The organism is Luteibacter sp. P1_D3 (assembly GCF_056406135.1).
Genome location: NZ_JBFUAT010000047.1, coordinates 1 through 20,979, shown reverse-complemented (window position 1 = coordinate 20,979; position 20,979 = coordinate 1). Strand labels below are relative to the sequence as shown.

General features: G+C 65.7%; 19 protein-coding genes. 12 read left to right on the top strand and 7 right to left on the bottom strand.

Annotated features, from left to right (window positions below; translation table 11 throughout):
* Positions 1–5 precede the first annotated feature (5 nt).
* The 7 genes from AC1DYM_RS20775 to AC1DYM_RS20745 are packed head-to-tail and all read left to right on the top strand — an operon-like array spanning position 6 to position 8,393.
* Positions 6–1,370: an outer membrane beta-barrel protein gene (locus AC1DYM_RS20775; protein ID WP_477341621.1), complete on the top strand. Its 1,365-nt coding sequence runs from the start codon at positions 6–8 to the stop codon at positions 1,368–1,370.
* Positions 1,371–1,372: 2 nt separating this feature from the next.
* On the top strand, positions 1,373–2,149 hold the full coding sequence (locus AC1DYM_RS20770) for a serine aminopeptidase domain-containing protein (protein ID WP_477341619.1): 777 nt from the start codon (positions 1,373–1,375) through the stop codon (positions 2,147–2,149).
* The gene (locus AC1DYM_RS20765) at positions 2,146–2,985 is read left to right on the top strand and encodes an alpha/beta hydrolase family protein (protein WP_477341617.1); all 840 of its coding nucleotides are present in this window, start codon (positions 2,146–2,148) and stop codon (positions 2,983–2,985) included. The genes AC1DYM_RS20770 and AC1DYM_RS20765 overlap by 4 nt, the downstream gene beginning before the upstream one ends.
* Positions 2,982–3,986 carry a UDP-glucose 4-epimerase GalE gene (gene galE / locus AC1DYM_RS20760; protein ID WP_477341615.1) on the top strand — a complete coding sequence of 335 codons (1,005 nt, stop codon included), beginning with the start codon at positions 2,982–2,984 and terminating at the stop codon, positions 3,984–3,986. The genes AC1DYM_RS20765 and galE overlap by 4 nt, the downstream gene beginning before the upstream one ends.
* Before the next feature lie 2 nt (positions 3,987–3,988).
* Positions 3,989–5,707, top strand: coding sequence for a hypothetical protein (locus AC1DYM_RS20755; protein ID WP_477341613.1), 1,719 nt, complete (start codon positions 3,989–3,991; stop codon positions 5,705–5,707).
* Positions 5,704–7,251, top strand: coding sequence for an oligosaccharide flippase family protein (locus AC1DYM_RS20750; RefSeq protein ID WP_477341611.1), 1,548 nt, complete (start codon positions 5,704–5,706; stop codon positions 7,249–7,251). The genes AC1DYM_RS20755 and AC1DYM_RS20750 overlap by 4 nt, the downstream gene beginning before the upstream one ends.
* Entirely contained in the window at positions 7,248–8,393 is a 1,146-nt protein-coding gene (locus AC1DYM_RS20745) for a GNAT family N-acetyltransferase (protein ID WP_477341609.1), read from the top strand. The genes AC1DYM_RS20750 and AC1DYM_RS20745 overlap by 4 nt, the downstream gene beginning before the upstream one ends.
* Before the next feature lie 45 nt (positions 8,394–8,438).
* On the opposite strand, the gene AC1DYM_RS20740 is transcribed toward AC1DYM_RS20745, so the two are convergent.
* The gene (locus AC1DYM_RS20740) at positions 8,439–8,981 is read right to left on the bottom strand and encodes a hypothetical protein (RefSeq protein WP_477341607.1); all 543 of its coding nucleotides are present in this window, start codon (positions 8,979–8,981) and stop codon (positions 8,439–8,441) included.
* A 182-nt stretch (positions 8,982–9,163) separates the two neighbouring features.
* On the opposite strand from AC1DYM_RS20740, the gene AC1DYM_RS20735 reads away from it, so the two are divergent.
* The 5 genes from AC1DYM_RS20735 (at position 9,164) to AC1DYM_RS20715 (ending at position 15,576) form a co-directional block, all read left to right on the top strand.
* Positions 9,164–9,541 (top strand): hypothetical protein, encoded by a 378-nt coding sequence (locus AC1DYM_RS20735; RefSeq protein WP_477341605.1) that lies wholly within the window; start codon positions 9,164–9,166, stop codon positions 9,539–9,541.
* Positions 9,542–9,614: 73 nt separating this feature from the next.
* Positions 9,615–10,889, top strand: a complete 1,275-nt coding sequence (locus AC1DYM_RS20730; RefSeq protein WP_477341603.1) for a TolC family protein — start codon at positions 9,615–9,617, stop codon at positions 10,887–10,889.
* On the top strand, positions 10,886–11,977 hold the full coding sequence (locus AC1DYM_RS20725; protein WP_477341601.1) for an efflux RND transporter periplasmic adaptor subunit: 1,092 nt from the start codon (positions 10,886–10,888) through the stop codon (positions 11,975–11,977). Before AC1DYM_RS20730 ends, AC1DYM_RS20725 begins: the two co-directional genes overlap by 4 nt.
* Positions 11,977–15,105, top strand: a complete 3,129-nt coding sequence (locus AC1DYM_RS20720) for an efflux RND transporter permease subunit (protein ID WP_477341599.1) — start codon at positions 11,977–11,979, stop codon at positions 15,103–15,105. Before AC1DYM_RS20725 ends, AC1DYM_RS20720 begins: the two co-directional genes overlap by 1 nt.
* 42 nt (positions 15,106–15,147) lie before the next feature.
* Positions 15,148–15,576, top strand: a complete 429-nt coding sequence (locus AC1DYM_RS20715; RefSeq protein WP_477341597.1) for a hypothetical protein — start codon at positions 15,148–15,150, stop codon at positions 15,574–15,576.
* Here the strand turns inward: AC1DYM_RS20715 and AC1DYM_RS20710 are convergent.
* The 6 genes from AC1DYM_RS20710 to AC1DYM_RS20685 all read right to left on the bottom strand — a co-directional run.
* On the bottom strand, positions 15,567–16,031 hold the full coding sequence (locus AC1DYM_RS20710; protein ID WP_477341595.1) for a DUF6328 family protein: 465 nt from the start codon (positions 16,029–16,031) through the stop codon (positions 15,567–15,569). The two genes, AC1DYM_RS20715 and AC1DYM_RS20710, sit on opposite strands and share 10 nt — an antisense overlap.
* Before the next feature lie 85 nt (positions 16,032–16,116).
* Positions 16,117–17,340: a hypothetical protein gene (locus AC1DYM_RS20705; protein ID WP_477341593.1), complete on the bottom strand. Its 1,224-nt coding sequence runs from the start codon at positions 17,338–17,340 to the stop codon at positions 16,117–16,119.
* A complete protein-coding gene (locus tag AC1DYM_RS20700) occupies positions 17,337–18,509 on the bottom strand; it encodes a glycosyltransferase family 4 protein (RefSeq protein WP_477341591.1) in 1,173 nt (390 codons plus the stop codon). Before AC1DYM_RS20700 ends, AC1DYM_RS20705 begins: the two co-directional genes overlap by 4 nt.
* On the bottom strand, positions 18,506–19,144 hold the full coding sequence (locus AC1DYM_RS20695) for a polysaccharide deacetylase family protein (protein ID WP_477341589.1): 639 nt from the start codon (positions 19,142–19,144) through the stop codon (positions 18,506–18,508). Before AC1DYM_RS20695 ends, AC1DYM_RS20700 begins: the two co-directional genes overlap by 4 nt.
* A complete protein-coding gene (locus tag AC1DYM_RS20690; RefSeq protein WP_477341588.1) occupies positions 19,141–20,313 on the bottom strand; it encodes a glycosyltransferase family 4 protein in 1,173 nt (390 codons plus the stop codon). Before AC1DYM_RS20690 ends, AC1DYM_RS20695 begins: the two co-directional genes overlap by 4 nt.
* Positions 20,310–20,979, bottom strand: a 670-nt coding sequence (locus AC1DYM_RS20685; protein ID WP_477341586.1) for a glycosyltransferase, incomplete at its 5' end; no start/stop codon positions are given. The genes AC1DYM_RS20690 and AC1DYM_RS20685, both read right to left, overlap by 4 nt.

The following is a 20,979-nucleotide window of genomic DNA, read 5'->3' as shown; positions in this document are numbered from 1 at the left end:
GGAACATGCCGGCATCGACAAGGCTCGCCCGTGCGATCGTGATCGGGCTCGCGTCGGCACCCACCATGGCGCTCGCGGGTACGTTCGACTACACGCTCTATGCAGGGCTGGAACACAGCAACAACATCGCGTTGTCATCTGATCAGCCGATGAGTGAAAGTGTTTTCACGCCCGGCACGACGTTCCAGTACACCCAATTCGGCTCGACCTTCCAGGCCAACGTGGCCGGTACCCTGGAGTACCGCAAGTACCTGGAAAACGATTTCGATTCGCAGACCCAGACCCAGCTCGCGGCCCAGGCGAACTGGACCGCGATTCCCGAGCGCCTCGACTTTTCCCTCGAGGACTATGCGGGTGTGCAGCCGGTGGATCAGCTGTCGGCGAACTCCCCGAATAACGAGCAGCAGACCAATGTCGTTCTGTTCGGGCCGACGTTGCGCATGCGCTTCGGCGATGCCACGCGCGCCCAGGTTGAGCTGCGCTACATCGACAGCTACGCCTCCAAGGTGGACGAGTTCGATTCGACGCGTGGCCTTGCCGCGCTTCGGCTGTATCGCGATCTGAACCCGACCGACACACTGTCGGGCAATGTCGAGTTCCAGCGAGTGGACTTCGACAAGCAGCCGTCCAGCGAGAACTACGACCGCAAAGAGGCTTACCTGCGCTACACGAGCAACCTGGCGCACTTCGATGCGGACATCCTGCTCGGTGGCACGCGTCTGAGCTTCGACCAGGGCCGCAATGCGACTGCGCCGCTGGCGCGCATACAGATCGGCTGGCAGCCCTCGACTGAGAACTCGCTGAGTGTCGCGGGTATCTACCAGTACGCGGACGCCGCACAGGACATCATCACCACCCCGGGTCTGTTCGCTACCGGAGCCGCCTCGGCCAATCGCACCGAAGCGATCGATCCTTTCGCCAACACGGGCGGACTCGGTCGCGGTTCGTCGACGGGTATCGGTGTCGGGAGCGCCGTCATCGGGTCGGACGTGTACAAGGAGAAGCGCTTCGAGGCGACCTGGGTGTGGCAACAGCCCCGCCTCGGCGTGACGGTATCGCCGTCATACAGCCAGCTTCGCTACCTCGATGACAACACCTTCAACCAGACCGGCAAGGGCGTCAGCGCCGGGGTGAGCTACCGCGTGAAGCCGACCGTCACGCTCACCGGCTTCGGCACGTACGACCGCACGAAGTACGACAGCTTCGACCGTACCGACAAGACGGTTCGACTGGGCCTGGACCTGGGTCAACAGGTGAACCGGCACTGGACCTGGCATGCGTCGGTGGCGCGCGAGCGCCGGACCAGCGATGCGGTGGGCCAGAGCTATCGCGAAACCGAGTTCTTCATCGGCGTGGTTTATCGGAGATGACGATGCGCCTGGATGCTGACATACCGTTTTTCTTTGGCCCGGACGCCGGCCTGTTCGGCATGTATCACGCACCGGCGGTGCCCGCGCGGCGGGCCATCCTGATGTGCCCGCCGCTGGGGCAGGACCTCATCCGCTGCCATCGGCTCTACCGTCAACTCGCCCAGGCACTGGCGGAGGAGGGCATGGCCGTCCTTCGCTTCGATTATCACGGCACGGGCGACTCCGCCGGTGATAGCGCGGAGGTGGACTGGGAACGTTGCATCAGTGATGCGACGGCGGCAGCGGCGGAGCTTCGTCGGCGTGCGGGTGTCGACCGCATCGTGGCCTTCGGCGCGCGGCTGGGTGGCAGCGTGGCGCTGTCCGCAGCGAGGCAGGCACGCTTCAGTGAAGTCATCGCCTGGGATCCCGTGCTCGATGGCGACCAGTACGTGGCCAGGCTTGATGCCATGCAGGCGGCCTTGCGCGAGGACACCAGCCGCTTCCTCCGTCCGCGCAACCATAGCGACGTGGCCGAGCAATGGCTCGGCTTCGATATCGGCGGCACGCTTCGCCGCCAGCTTGCCGCGCTGCGCGTGGGACCGGCCGACGTGCCTACGCTGGTGCTCGATTCCACGCCGGCGTCGACCGCTTCGCCCTGGGAGCGAATCGTCTCCCATCGCGGCAAGGTCGCGACCATCGCACCGCCCACCGCATGGGAGGACCTGGACCGGCTGGAGAGCGCGATTCTTTCGCACCCGCTCATCCAGGCCGTCACGGGCCGCCTGAAGGAGGTCGCATGATGCGCGAGGAAGCCCATCGCTTTGGCCGCGCTCGCCATCTGGTCGGTATTGCCGGCATCCCGCAGGGTCCGTCCGGGGAGACGGGCGTGATCGTGCTCAACGCCGGACTGGTCCACCGTATCGGACCCTTCCGGCTGCATGTGGAGCTGACCCGGCAACTCAACGCGGCAGGCTATCCAACCCTCCGCTTCGATCTGTCGACGCTTGGCGACAGTGCGGCCAGTGGCGGGCAGCAGACACGGACACAGGCCGTCTGTGGCGATGTCGACGATGCCATGAAGCTGCTGGCTGAACGCGCGGGTTGCGAACGCTTCATCTTGGTAGGGTTGTGTTCCGGCGCGCAGAACGCGCATGTCGTCGCTGCGACCGATCCGCGCGTCGCGGGAGCCGTGTTCCTCGATGGTTACGCGTATCGAACGCTGGGCTACAAGCTTCGGCATTACCTGCCGAGACTGGTCGATCCGGCGCGCTGGGTGCGCCGGCTGATGCAGCGCGCCGACGGCCAGCCCGCGACAGCGAAGGTAGAAGCCCAACCGATCTTTGCCGTGGCTCCAGCGCCGCGCGAAGAAGTCATCGCCGACTTCACCGGCATGGTGAATCGCGGCATGAAGCTGTACCTGGTCTATTCCGGCGGCATCAGCAATTACTTCAATCACGCGCGGCAGTTCCGCGAGTGCTTCGGCAAAGTGATGAATCATCCGGCCGTGACCACGCGCTACGCCGCCGAGACCGACCATACCTACATCCTCACCGGCGACCGGGCGCGCCTGCTCGACGGCATCGGTGGCTGGCTCTCACAGAACTTCCCGCCGGCAGCTGCCGGGAGGCACCCATGAATACGGTCCTGGTCACCGGCGGCGCCGGCTATATCGGCAGCCACACGGTGCAACAGCTCGTCGCCCGCGGCGATCGCGTGGTGGTGATCGATAATCTTTCCACCGGATTTCGCGACGCGGTGCGCGGTGCGGCGCTCGTCGAAGGCAACGTGGGCGACTGCGATCTCGTCTCGCGCACGCTCGAGGCGTACCAGGTCGACGCCGTCCTGCATTTCGCCGCGCATACGGTGGTTCCCGAGTCGATGAGCGATCCGCTCAAGTACTACGGCAACAACACCTGCAACACGCGCAACCTGCTGGCGTGCTGCGCGCAGGCCGGCGTGGACAAGTTCATCTTCTCCTCGACGGCAGCCGTCTACGGCACGACCGAGGCAGGCGTCGCCGACGAGAACACGCAGACCCAGCCGATCAATCCGTATGGCACGTCGAAGCTGATGTCGGAGACGATGTTGCGCGACTGGTCGGCGACCGGCGCCGTACGCCATGTGATCCTGCGGTATTTCAATGTCGCCGGCTGCGACCCCTTGGGTCGCATTGGCCATTCGACTCCGGAAGCGACCCTGCTGATCAAGGTGGCCTGCGAGCACGCAGTCGGCAAGCGCCGTTCGGTGTCGATCTACGGTACCGATTACGACACGCCCGACGGCACCGGTGTACGTGACTACATCCACGTGGAAGATCTCGCCGCCGCACACCTGCGCGCGCTGGATCACCTGCGCGACGGTGGGACGTCGTTGACGCTCAACTGCGGGTACGGCCACGGCTACAGCGTTCGCGAAGTCGTCGACGCCGTTGCCCGCGTGGGCGGACATGCTCTCAACGTGATCGAGCTGCCGCGACGCCCCGGTGACATCCCCAAGCTGATCGCCTGCAGCGACCGTCTGCGGCAGGAACTCGGCTGGACGCCGCGCTACGACGACCTCGACTTCATTGTGCGCACCGCGCTGACCTGGGAGTACCACCTGGCCGGCGCGAACCTGCCCACCGCGTCCGTGGCATGAGCATGTCTTCGCACCTGTCGCTGCGTCAGCGCAGGCGCGCATCGCGCGTCGGCGATGGCACGCCGGCTGTCATGACGGTGGCTGTGTCCGGACATGCTCGCCATGTGCTGTTCGTGCTCGGCTGCCTGCTTGCCCTGGCCGCGTCGCTGGCGTCGGGAGGCGCGCGGTCGGCCGACATCAGCGTGGTCGCCGCCCAGCGTATCGAGGTGAAGCGCGTCGCCGGGCAGGGTGACGACCTCCCCTTGTCGGTAGGCATTCCGTTACCCCCAGGCGTTCTTCGTGATACGGGCCACCTGCGTATTCTCGACAGCCATGGGAAGGAGGTGCCCGCGTCGGTGACGCGCATGCTCACCTGGCACTACCGGGACGGCAGCCTGCGTGCCGTGCGCGCGGAGTTCATGGCGGCACCGGGGACGTACTACTTTGCGCTGGGCGAGGCGCGCACGGCGGAACGTCCGGCGTGGCCGTACACGCGGGGGCTGATCAAGGATCGCCTCGCTGCCATCGGCACGCTGACCCCCGAGTGGCTTACGGCGTCCCTGATCGCCGGCCCCCAATCGGTTGCCCCGCGCGACGAGCCTTATGCCCGGTACGTCGACGCCCAGTTCAAATGGGCGGCAGCGTTGCCGGTCAAGGACACCACGGCCTGGTTGTTCGACCGGCCGTCGACCTTGTTCAAGGCCTATGTTCGGACGGGGCGTGCCGATTACCTCGAGGCGGCCGAAGCGAGCTACCGTTGGTACATGGCAGGCATCAAGCGCGACGGCGCACCGGAGAGCCCGAGCTGCGGTGGCGGCTGGCTGCCGGACGAGAAGCCCTGCGACGTCAAGTACGTCTACATCGAACCGATCCTGCTTGCGGTCGCGTTGACCGGCGACGATTCGATGCACGATGCGGCCACGGTCGGAAAGATGGCCGACCTGTGGGCCAGTGGCGGCTGGAACGGCGCGCCCGGCCCCTACAAACACGCCGATGACTATTTCACCGAGCGGCTCGCCGGCCTCGGCCTGATCGAAACGGTGGCCGCCTTCGAACTGACCGGTGACGCGCGCTACCGCGAACGGATCGACGCGCGTGTGGGCTGGCTGAGCGAACACCAGCGCGCCAACCCCGATGGCCTCGGCGACGACGGGTCCTGGCGGAACAGCTGGAACATCCACGAGAACGATCGTGGCGGCAAGGACGACGTGCGCGGTGCCTCGCCTTGGATGAGCGAGAACATCGTCGATGGCTTGTGGCACGCGTGGCTGGTGACGGGGGATGCGCGCATTCCGCCAATGCTGACGGCCTTCGGCGCGTATCTCGAGCGCTATGGCTGGATCGATCCGTCTCTACTCGTGAACCCGCATGACTGGCGTAACGGCTGCTCCGGCGTGGGTGGCCAGATCGCCTGGTACTGGTCGTCGTCGAAAGCGAAGACCGAGGCCTTGACGAAGATCCAGGAGTCGGAAGGCTGGTATAGCGACGGGCACACCGTCGAACTCGGGCTTCCCGTGGCCGCGGCGTACTACTTCGAGAAGGATCCGGCGAAAGCGGCGGCGCTGAAGAAGCGTTTCGCCGCGATCGCCTCGTCGTACAGCGATTCCTGCGCATCCATCTCGGATACCCTGCGTCGCTTCAACTGGAACAACCGTGGCGCTGGCGTGGCGCAGTGGATGATGAAGCAGCCGGCGGGTGCTGGCCTGGCTCAGGCTACAAACGGTACAGGTAGCGCACCATGAACCGCCGCGTCGCCGTCCTGCGCAGCATTGGCATCGTCACGGTATCGACGTATATCGAGTATGCGCTCGGCCTTCTGATGAGCGTGTGGATCGCCCGTTCGCTCGGCCCGGCGGACTTCGGTCGCTACGCGTTCACCGTCTGGCTGTGCGGCTGGCTGATCGTGTGTTCCAACCATGCGCTGACCACCTCGTCGACCAAGTTCATCGCCGAGGCCGACGGCATGGGCGATCCCGCTCTCGCATCGAGCCTGGCCGCGCGTTTTTCGCGCATCCAGACCCTCAGCTCGCTGCTCGTGATCAGTCTGTTCGCGTTGATCGCCCTGATCGTCAGTCCCGCGGAGTGGGGCACGTCGTTGCTGCCGATCGTCGGTCTGGTTGTGATCGCTGTCGTGGCCAAGTCGAACTACGCCGTCCTCGTCGCCATCGGCAAGGGCCAGGAACGCTTCGAGCCGGAAGCGATCGCCACGGTGGCGGCCGGGATCGTCGGCATGCTGTTCGTCCTCGCCGCCATGGTGTTGCACGCGGACCTGATTACCTTCGTCGCCCTGTTCGCCGTTGCCTGCCTTTTGCTCAACCTGATCAACCGCCTGTCGTTCCGGCGCTACTGCCGGCCGTTCGCGTCCGGCCCGATTCCGCCGGCGACGAATGCGCGCGTCAACCGACACCTCAAGCTCACGGCGGTGCTGGTGCTGATGGGATCGTTCCGCGTCGGCACGATCGAGGTCTTCCTGCTGAACACCTTCTCGGGATCGGTAGCGGTCGGTTACTTCGCGATCGCCGGCACCTTGACCCGTGGTGCCGTCCAGCTGTTCTCTGTCGGCCTCACCTCGACACTGCTGCCGTACATGGCCAAGACCTTCGGCGAGAGCGGCACGGCTCGCGCGGCGCGCTTCCTTTCCGAAGCGACGCGATTCTATTGGGCGGTGGGCATCGCCATCGCCGGCCTGGGCCTGGTGACAACGCCCGAGATCGTCAGGCTCATGTACGGCAACCGCTATATCGACGCGATTCCCGCGATCGAGGCCACCCTGGTCCTCGGCGGCCTGTTGTTGATCGGCAATGGCATCGCGGCGTTCCAGACGGTCGTGGACCGCCAGGACGATCGCATTCGCATCGCCAGTGTCTCGGTGGTCGCCAACGCGGTGTTCGGCATCGCGCTGATTCCCACCTTCGGCCTCGCGGGAGCGGTGGTGACGTATGCCGCCACGCGCATCGTCGAAATGGCCCTGGCCATCCACTACTTGCGCAAGGCGACCAGCGGAGCGCTCCCGGTGGCAGCCATGACCCGCCTCTTCGCGGTCGGTCTCGTGGCGACGGCCGCGGCGTGGGCCGTCACCGTGGCGACGCCGTCCCGGCTGGGCTTCCTCGTCGGCGCGTTCGTGTTCACGGCGATCTATGCACCGATGAGTGTCATCGTCCGTTACTGGACGAGCGACGATTTGCTGCTGATGGCCGGCATCAGCCGCCGGCTCGGTCCACCGGGCCGTCTGTTTATTCGCGCCCTCAACGTTGTCCAGCCGCCCGCGGCGAAGGCCAGCCCATGACCTACCTGAGCGTGATCCTGCATACGGTCGACGAACTGCGCGCCATGCGCGATGAGCTGGCGGCTGTCGCGGAATTAGCCGGCGCGGCCAGCGGCATCGTGCAGCATCCCGACTGGATCGCGTACGAAGTCGAGAGCCGGCATGACGGCACGGTGCCGCACGTGATCGTGGTGCGCGACAGCGCCGGACATGTCACCGGCTACGCGCCCTTGCTGTCGATCGTGCATACGGCGCGGCTCGACCTTGCTGGCCGCCGTCTGCGTCTGTATCAAGGTGCGGCGCTGCGTCTGCTTGGCTCGGGTGTCGTGGCCGCGGAAGCCGATCGTGACACCGTCGCCCTGGTGGTGACACGCCAGTTGATGGGCGACAACGATGTCAGTGTCGTTCGCATCCAGGAAGCTGAACTCCCGAATCGCTTCGCCGAAGCGCTCTCGCGCGGTGGCGGATTCCGCATCGTTGCTGCGCACCTGCTCGATCAGGTGCAGTGGTCGATCGAGCCGCAGGCATCGTCGGAGGCGTGGCTGGCGGGGTTCGATGCGAAGAAACGCGGTGATCTCACGCAGCGTGTCGGTCGCGCATATCGCAAGCTCGGCGGCGACGCGGCCCTGCAGACGTTCGATCGCCCGGAAGACATGCCGACCTACTGTCGCCTGATGAACGAGGTCTACGCACGCACCTGGCACCATGCGGACCTGCCGACGGACTGGGAAGCGCCGGAACGCGTTGCGCTGTTCACTCGCCTGGCGGCGGCCGGGCAGCTGATCGGCCATGTCGTGGTGAAGGAGGGCAGGCCGCTGGCCTACGTGCACGGTTATCTTCTCGGCGGGACCTATCTGGTCGATGACCTCGGTTACGACGAGGACGTCGCCAAGGTAGGTATCGGCTCGGTCGCGACCTTCCAGGCGATTCGCGCGCTCATCGACCGCTTCCCCGGTGTGCGGATCAGCTTCGGCTACGGCGATAACCAGTACAAGCGGGTATTGGCGAGCCACAGCGAAGCCTGCGGTTCGCTCTACGTGGTTCGTTCGACGCGAGCCACCGCGGGATTCCGTGCTTACGGTCCCGTTCGGTGGCTCTATCAGGGCCTGCATCGTGTGCGCCAGGATCGGGCACGGAAAAAACTGGCTGGCCGGACTCCCTAGATCGACTCTCCGACGGTCGTCGCGACGCAGGTGATACCTGGTGTCTTATCGCTGCCGACGCAGATTCAGGATGTCGTCCATCGTTAGCTCCGCCTTGTTGAGCGCCCTCAGGCTTTCCCATTCCCCTTCATCGAAGCTGCTGAAGTTATCGACACAGACGATGTCCGGCGACGAGGCAGTTATCGAGATATCCACGGCAGCGATCATCCCAGGTCCCGTGTACATGGCGATGCCCCCCGTCTGCAGGAGCGGATGGTCGATTTCTGCGTGCGCACCGCCTTCTGGGGCGATGTATCGGGCGCGCACCGTCCCGCCGTTTCCACTCGGAGACCAGATGCTGAAGTAGACGGTCTCCGCGGGGTCGTTCAGCTTGAAGGTGACGGTCCCCGGGCCTTGAAGCCGAACGAACATGCCATCGCTGTACGTGGGACTAGGTCCGGGCGAGGTCTGCTCGTTGGTGAACCTGTGCCGACCCGGTGTGTCCGTGCGGACGGATAACCAGATGCCCCGCACTGGAGCCTCCGAAATGGGGCCGGGACGGAAGGTCTTGAAGGATTCTTTAATCCCCTCGGGCGTGCGGTCTGCCATGGCATTCTCCTTTGCGCGGTAGGCAGACCGATACTCACCGGCGGCGGGGCCCATGACAAGTGGCGGTACGGGGAATCGACAGGACGAAAAGGCAGCGCGCGACGCAAGCTGCTGCATTGACGTAGGTTTCAAATGCCCGAAACCTTTGCAAAGACAGAATGAAGTGCCATGCTCTCCATCGCATGGGTCCTCTTTCCGCCATCCGCCGCTTGCTCTATCGCTATCCCACGTGTATCCGCACGCTAGCGATGTTCGTCGTGCTGCTCGTTGTAGCGGGAGGCATACCGCGCTGGGTGATGCACGCGGTGGATGCGCAACACGAGACCCTCTCGGTGCAGTCGGTCGCCTGGGATGCCGATGAACCGCATCGCGATGGCGATGGCGACGAGGCGGATACTCATGTTTGCCTGCATGCCCACTACTTTGCCGTACAGCCCTGCACCTTGCCCGACACGTTGACCTTCCACGTGATCGCGCCGGCCGACATCCTTCCCTCGGACGTACGGCGCGATGCGCCAGATTCGCCGGCCGTTCCGCCACAGCGCCCCCCGATCGCCTGAAAACCTCCCGATGTCCCGACGCCCGCTCGCCTGAGCGGTCGCGTCGATTCGTGATCGTTTTCAGGAGATTCTCATGCCACACCTGCATCACGCGCCCTGGGGCGTCGTGTGTCTTTGTTTGTTCACCGCCGCGGTTTCGTTGCCCGCCGCCGCCGAGGTTTCCCTAACGAACGCACCGCCCGGCGTGCGCGATGCGTTGCTGCGGCTGCGCCACAGCAGCCCGCAAGTTGAAGCGGCCGATGCGACGGTGGAAGCCGCCAGGGCTCGGGCCCGTGCCGCGGCGCTTCCGCTTTACAACCCGTCGCTCGCCGTCGAGGGCGAGAACGCTGATGTCGATCGACGAACGATCGGCGTCAGCTTGCCACTGGACCTCTCGGGCAAGCGACGTGCCCGCATCGTCGAAAGCGATGCGGCCGTGCGCACGGCGGAGGCCCAGCGTGAACTCCAGTGGCGCGATGTCGCCTTGCGCTGGTTGAAGGCCTGGGCGGCGTCGACCGGGACGGCGCGGCAAAGTGCCCTGGGCCGGCGCCGCGTCGATCTCATGCGGCGTTTCGACGAACTCGCCACGCGGCGCCTCGCCGTGGGCGATATCGCCACGTCCGAACGGGATCTTGCCGCGCTCGCCCTGGCGGACGCGCACATACGGCACGCAGCCCTGGCGGGGCAGGAGGCCGGTTCCCTGGGCCTGCTTGCGGCGCTGGGGCATGCGACCTCGTTGCCCACGCCAATGGACGGGATACCGCCACCGGCGGGGACCGTCGTTCCCCGCCCGGTCGACGAACGGCCCGAGATGCGTCTGGCCGCGGCGGGGCAGGCGCGCGCGCAGGCAGCGATCGCCGTCGCCGATCGCGCGCGCCGCCCCGATCCGACGTTGAGCCTCACTGGCGGGCGGGTACGGAGCGGAACGCGGACCGATCAGGTTGTCGGGATTGCGGTCAGCATGCCGTTGCCCTTCGCGAATAACGGGCGGGCCGATGTCGCAGCGGCGATGGCCGATGCTGACGCTGCCACGGCGGCGCAACGCACGGCCCGGATGGAGGCGGATGCCGCGCTGGGGCAGGCGAGGGTGACATACGAATCGCTGCGCCTTGCGAGCGAGGGGTTGCGCGACAGTCGCGTCGATGGCGTGGCTGGCTTCGATGCACGAGCCGATGGACTCGACCGGCTATGGCAGGCGAGCGAATTGAGTACGCCCGATTACCTCGTGCAACTCAACCAGAGCCTCGATACGGCGCAGTCCGGCCTCGCGTTGCGGATGCAGCTCTGGCAGGCGTGGTTCGACTATCTCGCCGCGGCGGGTCGTCTGGAAGACTGGATCGATGGTTCGTTGGTGGAGGGGTCTCGATGAAGACTTTGCACGTTCTCACTGCTGTGTTGCTGCTCATCGTGGCGGAGAGCATCGCCGCTGAAGCGGCTCCTACCAGGGCGGAGCCTCTGGTGTTGGATGCGGGGGCGATGAAGGCGGCTGGGATCGTTGTCGATACGCTCGGCAAACGGCGGATTGGCGAGGAACTGAAAGCGCCGGGTGAAGTGAAGATGGATGCGTACGCCACGGTGCTGGTGTCGCCGCGCGTCGCATCGCAGGTCGTCACCCGCAAGGCTCGCCTTGGCGATGTCGTGACGAAGGGCCAGCCGCTTGTCGTGCTGTCCAGCGTGGAGGTAGCGGAGACACAGGGTCAGCTCATCGTCGCCAGCCAGGATTGGCAACGCGTGTCAGCGCTCGGGCCTCAGGCCGTATCGGCGCGACGCTACGGCGAGGCGCTCGTCCAGCGCGACCAGGCTCGTGCGAAGCTGCGTGCCTATGGCCTGACCGATGGCCAGATTGGCAGCGTGTTGCGGCGGGGCTCGGCGGCGGCGAACGGTGACTTCGAGCTCATTGCGCCGAGTGCGGGCCGGATCGTGACGGATGCTTTCATGGTCGGCGAGCGCGTGGAGGCGGGTCGCGTGCTGTTCACCGTGGTGACCGAAGACAGTGTTTGGGTAGAGGCGCGGTTGTCACCCGCCGATGCCGAGCGCGTCCACGACGGTGCGGCCGTTACTGTGCTTGCCCATGGCCGCGAGTTGCCCGGCACGATGGTCGGACGCTCCCACCAGACCGACGAGACGACGCGGCGTACCGATCTGCGCGTGCAGGTCGCCAACCGCGACGACCTCCTGCATCCCGGTGAGCTGGTCGAGACGCGGATCGCCGTGGGTGAGACCACCCCGCGACTGGCCGTGCCGGCCGAGGCCGTGTTGCTGTTGCGCAACCAGACCACGCTGTTCGTCCAGGGCAAGGGCGACGGTCGTTTCGACGCCGTGCCGGTGGAAGTGGGCGAGACGCGAGGCGGTTGGACCGAGATCCGGCAGGGCGTGACCGAGGGTGCCACCTACGTGCGCAAGGGAGCCTTCGCATTGAAGGCGCGGATCCTGCGCTCGGAACTGGGAGAGGACTGATGCTCGAACGTCTGGTCGAACTCTCGCTCAAGTACAAATGGCTGGTGATCCTGGCTTTTGCCAGTATCGCCTTCCTCGGCGTACAGGCCTTGCGTCACTTGCCCATCGACGCCTTTCCCGATGTCACCCCGGTACAGGTGAACGTGTACACGGAAGCGCCCGGCCTGGCCGCCGAAGACGTGGAGTTGCTGCTCACCACGCCCGTGGAGTCGGCACTCGCGGGGTTGCCCAAGGTCGCCGATATCCGTTCGGTGAGCCTGTTCGGGTTGTCCTATGTGTCGGTTTACTTCGATGATGACATGGACGTCTGGTTCGCACGCCAGCTGGTCAACGAGCGCTTGCAGCAGGTGGGCGAGCGCTTGCCCGCGGGTTACGGCAAGCCGGAAATGGGTCCGAACACCTCCGGCCTCGGTCAGGTGTTCTGGTACACCGTGGAGCGCGCCGACGACACGTCGAAGGCCGCACCTTCCGACATGGACCTGCGTGCGCTGCAGGACTGGATGCTGCGTTTGAGCCTGCGCACCGCGCCCGGCGTGGACGACGTGAGTTCCTGGGGCGGGCAGGAGAAGCAGTTCCAGGTGCGCATCGATCCCATGCGTCTGATCGCGCACGGGCTCGGTTTCAGGGAAGTGATACAGGCACTCGACGCCAACAATGCGCAAGTCGGCGGCAACGTCATCGACGTAGGCCGCGAGCAATACCTGGTGCGAGGACTCGGCCTTGTTCGCAACGCGGCGGACATCGGCAACATCGTGCTGAAGAGTTCGGATGGTACGCCGGTCTACGTGCGTGACGTGGCGAGCGTCGTGGAAGCGGGCGCGCCGCGCACCGGCGCCGTCACCCGCGATGGCAAGGAAGTCGTCATGGGTCAGGCGCTCGCCCGGATCGACGAGAACGCGCGCAGTGTCGTCGAGGCGGTCAAGGCCAGGCTGGACACGGTGAAGAAGGCGCTGCCGCCGGGTGTCGTGGTCAAGCCTGTTTACGAACGCACGGATCTGGTCGACGCGGCGGTGGGTACGGCCGTGCGTGCGCTGGTGGAGGGCTCGCTCCTGGTGGCCATCGTGCTGTTCCTGTTTCTCGGTGAGCTGCGCAGTGCCCTGATCGTCGTCGTGACCTTGCCGCTGGCGATGCTTATCGCTTTCATCGGCATGGGCTGGGCGGGACTGTCGGCCAACCTCATGTCGCTGGCGGGTCTGGCCATCGGTATCGGCATGATGGTCGACGGTGCGGTGGTCATGGTCGAGAACGCGTTTCGCATCATGGCCGAGCGTCGGGCCGACGGTGAGCCCGTCGACCACACGGCGGCCGTGCTGGCGGCGGCGCGCGAGGTGGCACAGCCGATCACCTTCGCCATCCTGATCATCATCGTGGTGTTCCTACCGCTGTTCAGCCTGCAGGGGCTGGAAGGGAAGATGTTCAAGCCGATGGCGTTCAACATCGCCTTTGCGATGGGCGGATCGCTCCTGCTGTCGTTGACCCTCGTCCCGGTGTTGGCAGCACTGCTGCTGAAGCCGAAGGAAGAGAAGGACACGCGGCTGGTCGCCGTGCTCAAGCGTGGTTACGGCCGGGCGCTGGCATGGTCGCTCGCAAGACGTCGCGTGGTCGTCGGTATCGCCGTGGCAGCGCTCGTCGCCGCCATTGCCTTGTTTCCGTTCCTGGGCAAGGAGTTCATGCCCAACTTGCGCGAGGGCGCGATCATGTGGCGGATCACGTCGATTCCCTCCGCTTCGCTGGACGAATCCATCGCCTTGTCCAGGCACGTCGCCGAACGCATCCAGGCGACATTTCCGGAGGTGGAAACCACACTGGCAATGATCGGTCGCGCGGAGAAGGGCGAGACGGCCGACGTGAACTACATGGAAGTGTATACGCCGCTGAAGCCTCGCTCGGCGTGGCGAGACGGGCAAACGCTCGAGACCATCGAGGCGGAGATGCAGGCGACGTTGACCGATGCCCTGCCCACGGCTGTCGTCAGCTATACGCAGCCGATCCAGATGCGTATCGAGGAGCTTATCTCAGGCGTCCGTGCCACGCTTGCGCTGAAGGTCTACGGCGACGACCTCGATCAGCTCGACCGTGTCAGTACGCAACTGAAGGACGTGCTGGCCACCGTGCCAGGCGTAGCCGACCTGTCGCTCGAGGCAAACATCGGCAAACCGCAGATACGGATCGAGGTGGATCGCGACGCACTGGCTCGCTATGGCCTGAATGCCGACGACGTGCTGACGGTCGTACGCAACGGCATCGGTGGTGAACCGGTGGGTGCATTACTCGACGGAGTGCGGCGTTTCGATATCAGCGTACGCCTGGATGACGCGAGCAAGGCATCACTGTCGGCGATCGAGCGCATTCCCTTGCGCACGCCAGGTGGTGCGCTGGTGCAGCTGTCACAGGTGGCGAAAGTGAGCGAGGCGGAAGGTTACTCGTTCATCCGGCGGGAAGCGCTGCGCCGCTATGCGGTGATCCAGATGGATGTGCGTGGCCGCGATATCGACGGCTTCGTGCGCGAGGCGCAGGCGAAGATCGCGGCGGATGTCACGCTACCCGCAGGCTCGTACACGGCATGGGGCGGCGCGTTCGAGAACCAGCAGCGTGCCTTGACGCGCCTGGCCCTGATCGTTCCGGTCACGATCTTCTTCATCTTCGTCTTGCTGTACACGGCATTCCATTCCGCACGGCTTGCGCTACTGGTCCTGGCCAACGTGCCGTTCGCCATCATCGGCGGTGTTGTTGGCCTGTTCGTCACCGGGCAATACCTGTCGGTGCCATCGGCGATCGGTTTCATCGCCGTCTTTGGCGTGGCGATGCTGAACGGAATCGTCCTGGTCAGTTTCCTCAACGGGCGGCGGGACGCGGGGTTGTCGGTTCGTGACGCCGTGTTGTCGGGTACGGCCCAGCGGCTGCGGCCGGTGTTGATGACGGCGAGTGTGGCGATTCTCGGCCTGCTTCCCATGTTGCTCTCAACCGGGGTAGGCGCCGAGACACAGCGACCGCTTGCAACCGTCGTGGTCGGCGGCCTCATCAGCTCGACCTTGCTGACCCTGATCCTGCTGCCGGTGCTTTACGACTGGCTGTCCGCGGCGGGGCCCGATGGCATCGAGGAGAAACCGCCGCGTTTTTCAGAATAATCCGATAGCCCATGGGCCGAGGGACCTCTAGTCTCCCGGCCCATGAACGGAAAGAACTGGTTACTCGCCGCCGTGTCCGCCTCCATGACGAGGCGCTATCCGGCCCCCTGGACGGCCCTGCTGTTCGCCACGCTGCCGGTGCTGTTGCGCTTTGGTTCGGCGCAGGTTGGTGGCTCGTTGCTGCTGTGCGTCGGTGACGAAGGCGTTCGTTGTGCTCCCGTCATCGGGGCTGCGGCGTTCCTGGCGAGCGTGATCGGTTTCCTGAAGTACGCCTCTCGTGGCGAAGCGCTGGCGTATGGACTATGGGTAGTCACCTTTCTGTCGGTCGCCGTGCTGGGAATCGTCATGTTCGAGGCCTTCAGTGCGCCCGAGCAATGGAGCGGTTCACTGATGCTGCCAGGGATCGTGGTGCTGGGCAGCGGCGCGGGGATGGTCTTTGGTGCGTGTCTCGTCGCGTTGCGTCAGACGTGACCCTTGCCGCGTAACCACCAGGGCAGGAACCACCAGACCACGGCAATCAGCGTTCCAAGCGCGGCCGCCGCGATGTTGCCAAGGATGTCGCCCATGACGGCGGACAGGACGAGTTGGGTGACGAGCACGAGCGCGACGGCGAGCGCAACGGCCCCGGCCAGCACCTGGCGCCCTGCGATCACCTTGAACTGCTCGCGGTCGCGTAGCGGCCGAATCAGACGATGCTGGATAGCCGGCCCACTGAGCATGACCAGGCTGATCAGAGAGAAGATAAAGGTGGCGAGGAAGATGTGCTGCTCGGAGCCGACCAATCGGGAAAACCCCGGCGCGAAGGGGACGGCGATGAGGAAGCCGGAGAGCAGTTGTGCGGCTGGTAACAGGACGCGTATTTCGCCGAGGAGGTCGGTGAGGTCGCCGTCGCCGTTGTCGTCGTTGGTGTCGAAGGATGAAGACATGATGGGCGCCTCCTGTCGGGAGACTGGATGATGCTGGGGCGTGTGTGATCGGGGCGTTTTGTTCGGGCGGCGGCGGGGCGGTGCGTTAATTGGAGGCCGTGAGGGACGCTGGGATCGCCGATGAATCGGCTCCTACAGGAGCGTTTGCCGTTGCGAGATTCGCGCCGGGTTTGGGGAGCTCGAAATCGCGGTAGCGGCCGGGGTCGCCGGTCATGCCGGCTTCGGCGGCCTTGGCGATGTTGTACATCTCACGGGCGCTGACGTAATGCAGGACGTAGTCGCGTCCGTCGTTGTAGGTGGCTTCGAGGTAGTCGTGCATGGCGTCGACGGGCTTGCCGAGGAGCGTATCCATGTCGCCTTCCTGCGTGCCATGGGTGTGGATCTTGATGAAGATCCATTCCGGCCGGCCTTCGACGTGGATGCCGGTGCGTACCCATTGGTCGACGCGCGACGGTGTCGGCGGCGAGCCACGGCGGATATCCGAATTCTCGATGCGCGGAATGATGCCGAATCGGCGGTTCTTCCAGTTCAGGCCGAGCACGCCCTGGATGATCAGCAGGTCGCCCGATGGCTTGCCGCCGACGCGCATGCGCACACCGGTGTCGTGCGACTTGCACTTATGCGGGTCGTCGGTGGCGTAATAGATGGCGTTGGACATCCGCGTCTGCGTGTCGCTGGGCGCCGAGGGCAGGGTGAAGTCGGCATAGCAACCGAGTTCGCGCAGCAGGATCAGCTCGTTGTTGATGCCGCACCAGCGGCCGTCGGCACGTGAGTTGTCCAGGCACCAGTTGCCGTGGATGAAGGCGAAGCGTAGCTGGCCGGTCACGGGATCGCGCGGCAGGGCATTGTGCTTGTCGTGCAGGAGCCGGTTGAATCGGTCGATGGTGGCGACAAAGTTGTCCGGCGTGTCGTTGTCATGGTGGAGATGGATCTCGATCTCACCGTAGCCATCCGCGCAGAGGGATTCGATCTTGTCGAGATGTTCTTCGACGTATTCCTCTTCCGGATAGAAGAAGCTGTGCTGGGGCACCCGGCCGTCGGCGTCGCGATGACGCGAAGCGAGCGCGCGATAATCCGTGCACCAGCGGTCCACACGGCGACGCTGCGTGTCCATGTCCACACGGCCCCAGTTGGGCTCGAAGTGGTCGACGAAGCAGAACATGACGTGGACGGGACCGGACACCTTGGGCGGCTTCGGTCGGGTCAGGTAGCCCCACAGCCAGTACTGCATGTTGCGTGCACGGATCGCCACGGTCACCGCGGCCGCGAAGGCGAGAAGGAAAAGGACGATCAGGGCGACGACGATCACGCGGCGGCTCCGGCTGGGACCAGGGTGAGCAGTTGCTCGGCGTTGTTGCGCCATTGCCGCTCGCTGGCGATGTAGTCACGCGCGGCATGACCCACGCGCCTGCGCTCATCGGTCAGCCGGGCCAGTTCGAGCACGCGCTCGACACAGGCGGCGGCATCGCCACGCGGGAACAACCAGCCCGTGTGGCCATCGGCGATCACCTCGGCGACCGGGGCGTAATCCGGCGCGACCATGGGAACGCCCATGCCCATGAACTCGAACAGTTTCATGGGAGAGCCGTAATGATTGGAATTCGGCAACACGGCATAGTCCATGCAGGCGATCCAGCTGGCGACGTCTTCGTGAGGCACGCGGCCCGGCAAGAGGACGCGTTCGCTCAGGCCGCGCTCGGCGACGAGGGCCCGCACCGCTGGCAAGGTCTTGCCGTCACCAACGAAGACCAGCGCCAGTTCAGGCACGTCGTGCAGCCGGTTCGCGATGGCCTCGACGAAGTCGTCGACGCCGTGCCAGTGGGCAAAGGCGCCGATGTGGCCGCACACCGTGCGCCCGGTAAGCCCGCGCTCGCGGCGCAGCGCATCCCGGTCGAAGCGGGCGGGATCGAAACGCGACAGGTCCACGGCGTTCGGCGAGATCACCGAGGGCGCGATATCGCCATAGGCCGCGATGGCCGCGTCGCGAAAGTACGTGGAGATGAAGACCAGACCAGTTGCATGACGCAGGCACCAGCCTTCGATGCGTCGTGCCAGCCCCTTCATGGTCAGCGGCCGCACGCGGTCGACCAGGGCCGAGTCGTTGATCTCCAGGACCAAGGGGATGCCGCGGCGACGAGCCAGCCAGACGGTGGCGAAGAGGAACAGCGAGTAACGCTCGTAGATCAGCCTTGGCGGCTGCGTGCGCCACGCGCGGGTCATCCGGACCAGGGTGACCAGGTTGTAGAGCAGTTCGAACATCTCGAAGACCACGCCGGGCAGCTTCGTGACGAAGCTGGCCAGCCGTCCGCGCCCACCGCCGCCACTGGCGGCTTCGGGTACTTCGCGCTCGGGATCCGCGCCGGGGAACGACATCACCGAGACGTCGTGGCCCAGGTCGCGCAGCGCGTGCACGATCCCACGGATGTGCACGCCTTCGACATGGCGTCCGCGCGTCCGGTGGTGGTAGAGGATCTTCAAGGGGCGTTGCCCGGGAGAGCACCGAACCGGATGCCCTGGTCGAGCCACTCGGGCAGGAGCACGTCGAGGGCCTCAGCCGCCTTGTCGCTGTCGTCGTGCATCAGCACGATGTCGCCGGCGGAGGGCGGATCGTCGCGCAGGCGCGAAATGAGTGCCTCGATCGGGCGGTCCTGATAGTCGAGGCTGTCGTACGACCAGTAGATGAAGCTGCGCTTGCGCCGGGCGAAATGCAGCAGCAGCTTCGCGCCGACATAGCCGTGCGGCGGCCGCATGCGATGGTGCGGACGGTTGTCGAACAGGCGCAGCAGGGCGTCGGTCCGGTAGACCTCGTCGAGCTGCTTGCGCAGGTTCATGTTGCGGAATGACCAGTGGCTATACGAGTGGTTACCGATCATGTGCCCGTCGGCGACGATGCGCTGGACGATCTCGGGGTACTGCTCGATCTTTTCTCCGACCAGGAAAAAGCTCGCCTTTACGTTGTGCCGTGCCAGCGTGTCGAGCAGCCTCGGTGTGTGTTCGGGATCGGGGCCGTCGTCGAAACTCAGGTAGCGCAGGTCGTGGTCGCGCGTGCGCGTGAGCACCAGCGCTTCCGGCAGCAGGCCGAGCAGGTCGTGCTTTTTCAGTTTCCAGTTCATGCGTTGGCGCCAAGATGGGCCGGTTCGCCGGCGGCTACGCGATGGAGTGTGTGCTCCAGGCGGTCGATGTTCTCGTCCCAACGGAAAGTTGCCGCATGCGCGGCGATCACGATGGGATCGAAATGGCGCTCGAAGGCTTCGATCAGGGCGGTGCCCAGTTCGTGCGGCTGATGGGGGGGAACCAGGATGCCTGCCGTCTCAGGCAGCACTTCGGGAATGCCGCCAACGGCGGTCGCTACCACCGGCGTGCCGCAGGCCATGGCCTCGAGCACGACGTTGGGCACGCCTTCGTTATGGCTCGGCAGGCAGAGCACGTCCGCCGCGCGGAACCAGTCGGCGAGCGCCGCGTGGTCGACGGCGCCTTCGAAGCGGACGCCGGGCGCGCAGCAGAGCGAGGCGGCGCGGTCCTCGAGGTTCGCTCGTGACGGACCTTCGCCAACGTAGATCAGCCGTGCATCGTGATGGCGTTTGACCAGCATGGGGAAAGCTTCGATAAGGTCGTGACAGCCCTTGGTGGCTTTGAGGTTACCGGCGTAGAGCACGATGGGCACGTCGGCCGGAAGGCCTAGCCGTTCGCGCGCCGCGGCACGGTCGCCGCGGTGGAAGACGCGGGTATCGACGCCGTTGTAGATCGCCTCGACGCGTTCCTCCGCCGCACCGAGCGCCACGGCCTTGCATGCGAGGGCCTTGCTGACGGCGATCACGGCGCCCGCACCCCGCAGGGCGCTACGGATCTGCGGCCGGCGCAGGCGCGCCTCGGCCTGCACGTTGAGATCGCTGCCGTGCACCTTGACCACGTAGGGAATGCCCAGCAGCCGCGCCACCCAGGCCCCGGCGACCGCATCGGGAAACGCCCAGCTGGCCAGCAGCACGTCGTAGCGCGCGGCGCGCAGCTCGCGCCCGCGCTGCCACATCACGCTGGCGAAGAAGCAGAAGGCGTTGAGGAAACGGCCGATACCCGGCGGATGGTAGAAGGTGAAGTGGTCGCGGCGCAGGCCGGGGATATGCACGGTGCCCTGGACACCCGCCATCCGCTCGCGAAAGTCGACGGCGGTGAGCACGTCGACCTCGTGGCGCTCGGCCAGACGCTGGAACTGCTGGCGATTGAAGGTGCCGCGCCGCGGATCCCACGGCGTCGGGAACAGGTTGGTCAGGATCAGGATCTTCATGACGCCGCCTCCATGTCGCCGAAATAGAGCTTTCCATACCGCGTCGCCATAGCCTCGAGCGAGCCGTGGGCCTCGACCCACTGCCGTGCTGCCCGGCCGAACGACGAGGCGCGCTGGGATTCGTGGAGCAGGCCGAGGATAGCGCCGGCGAGGGCCGGCGCGTCGGCGGGTGGGACGAGGCGGCCGGTGGCCTCGTCACGGACGATCTCGGCATTGCCGCCGACATCGGTGGCGACGATAGGCAGCCCCGTGGCGCAGGCCTCGAGCAGGGCCATCGAGTAGCCCTCGGTGATCGAGGAAAGCACGAACAGGTCGAACCCTTGCAGCAGCTGGCGTACGTCGTTGCGATCGCCCAGGAAGTGCACGCTGCCCGCGACGCCTTCGTCGAAGGCGCAGGCGCGCAAGGTCTCGCGCAGTTCGCCATCACCGACGAGGACGAGGGCGGTATCCGGGCGGCTCTGGTGCACCTGGCGGAACGCGCGGATGAGGCTGGCCTGGTCCTTGGCCCAGTTCAGCCGGCCCACGGTGCCGATGATGCACGTGCCGGTGGGGATGTTGAGCATGCGGGTGAGCCGCTCGTGCATCGTGTCCGAGGCCAGCTCGAAGTCGCGCAAGACAATGCCGTTCGGTACCACGCAAGCCTTCGCCGCCGGCACGATGCCCCGA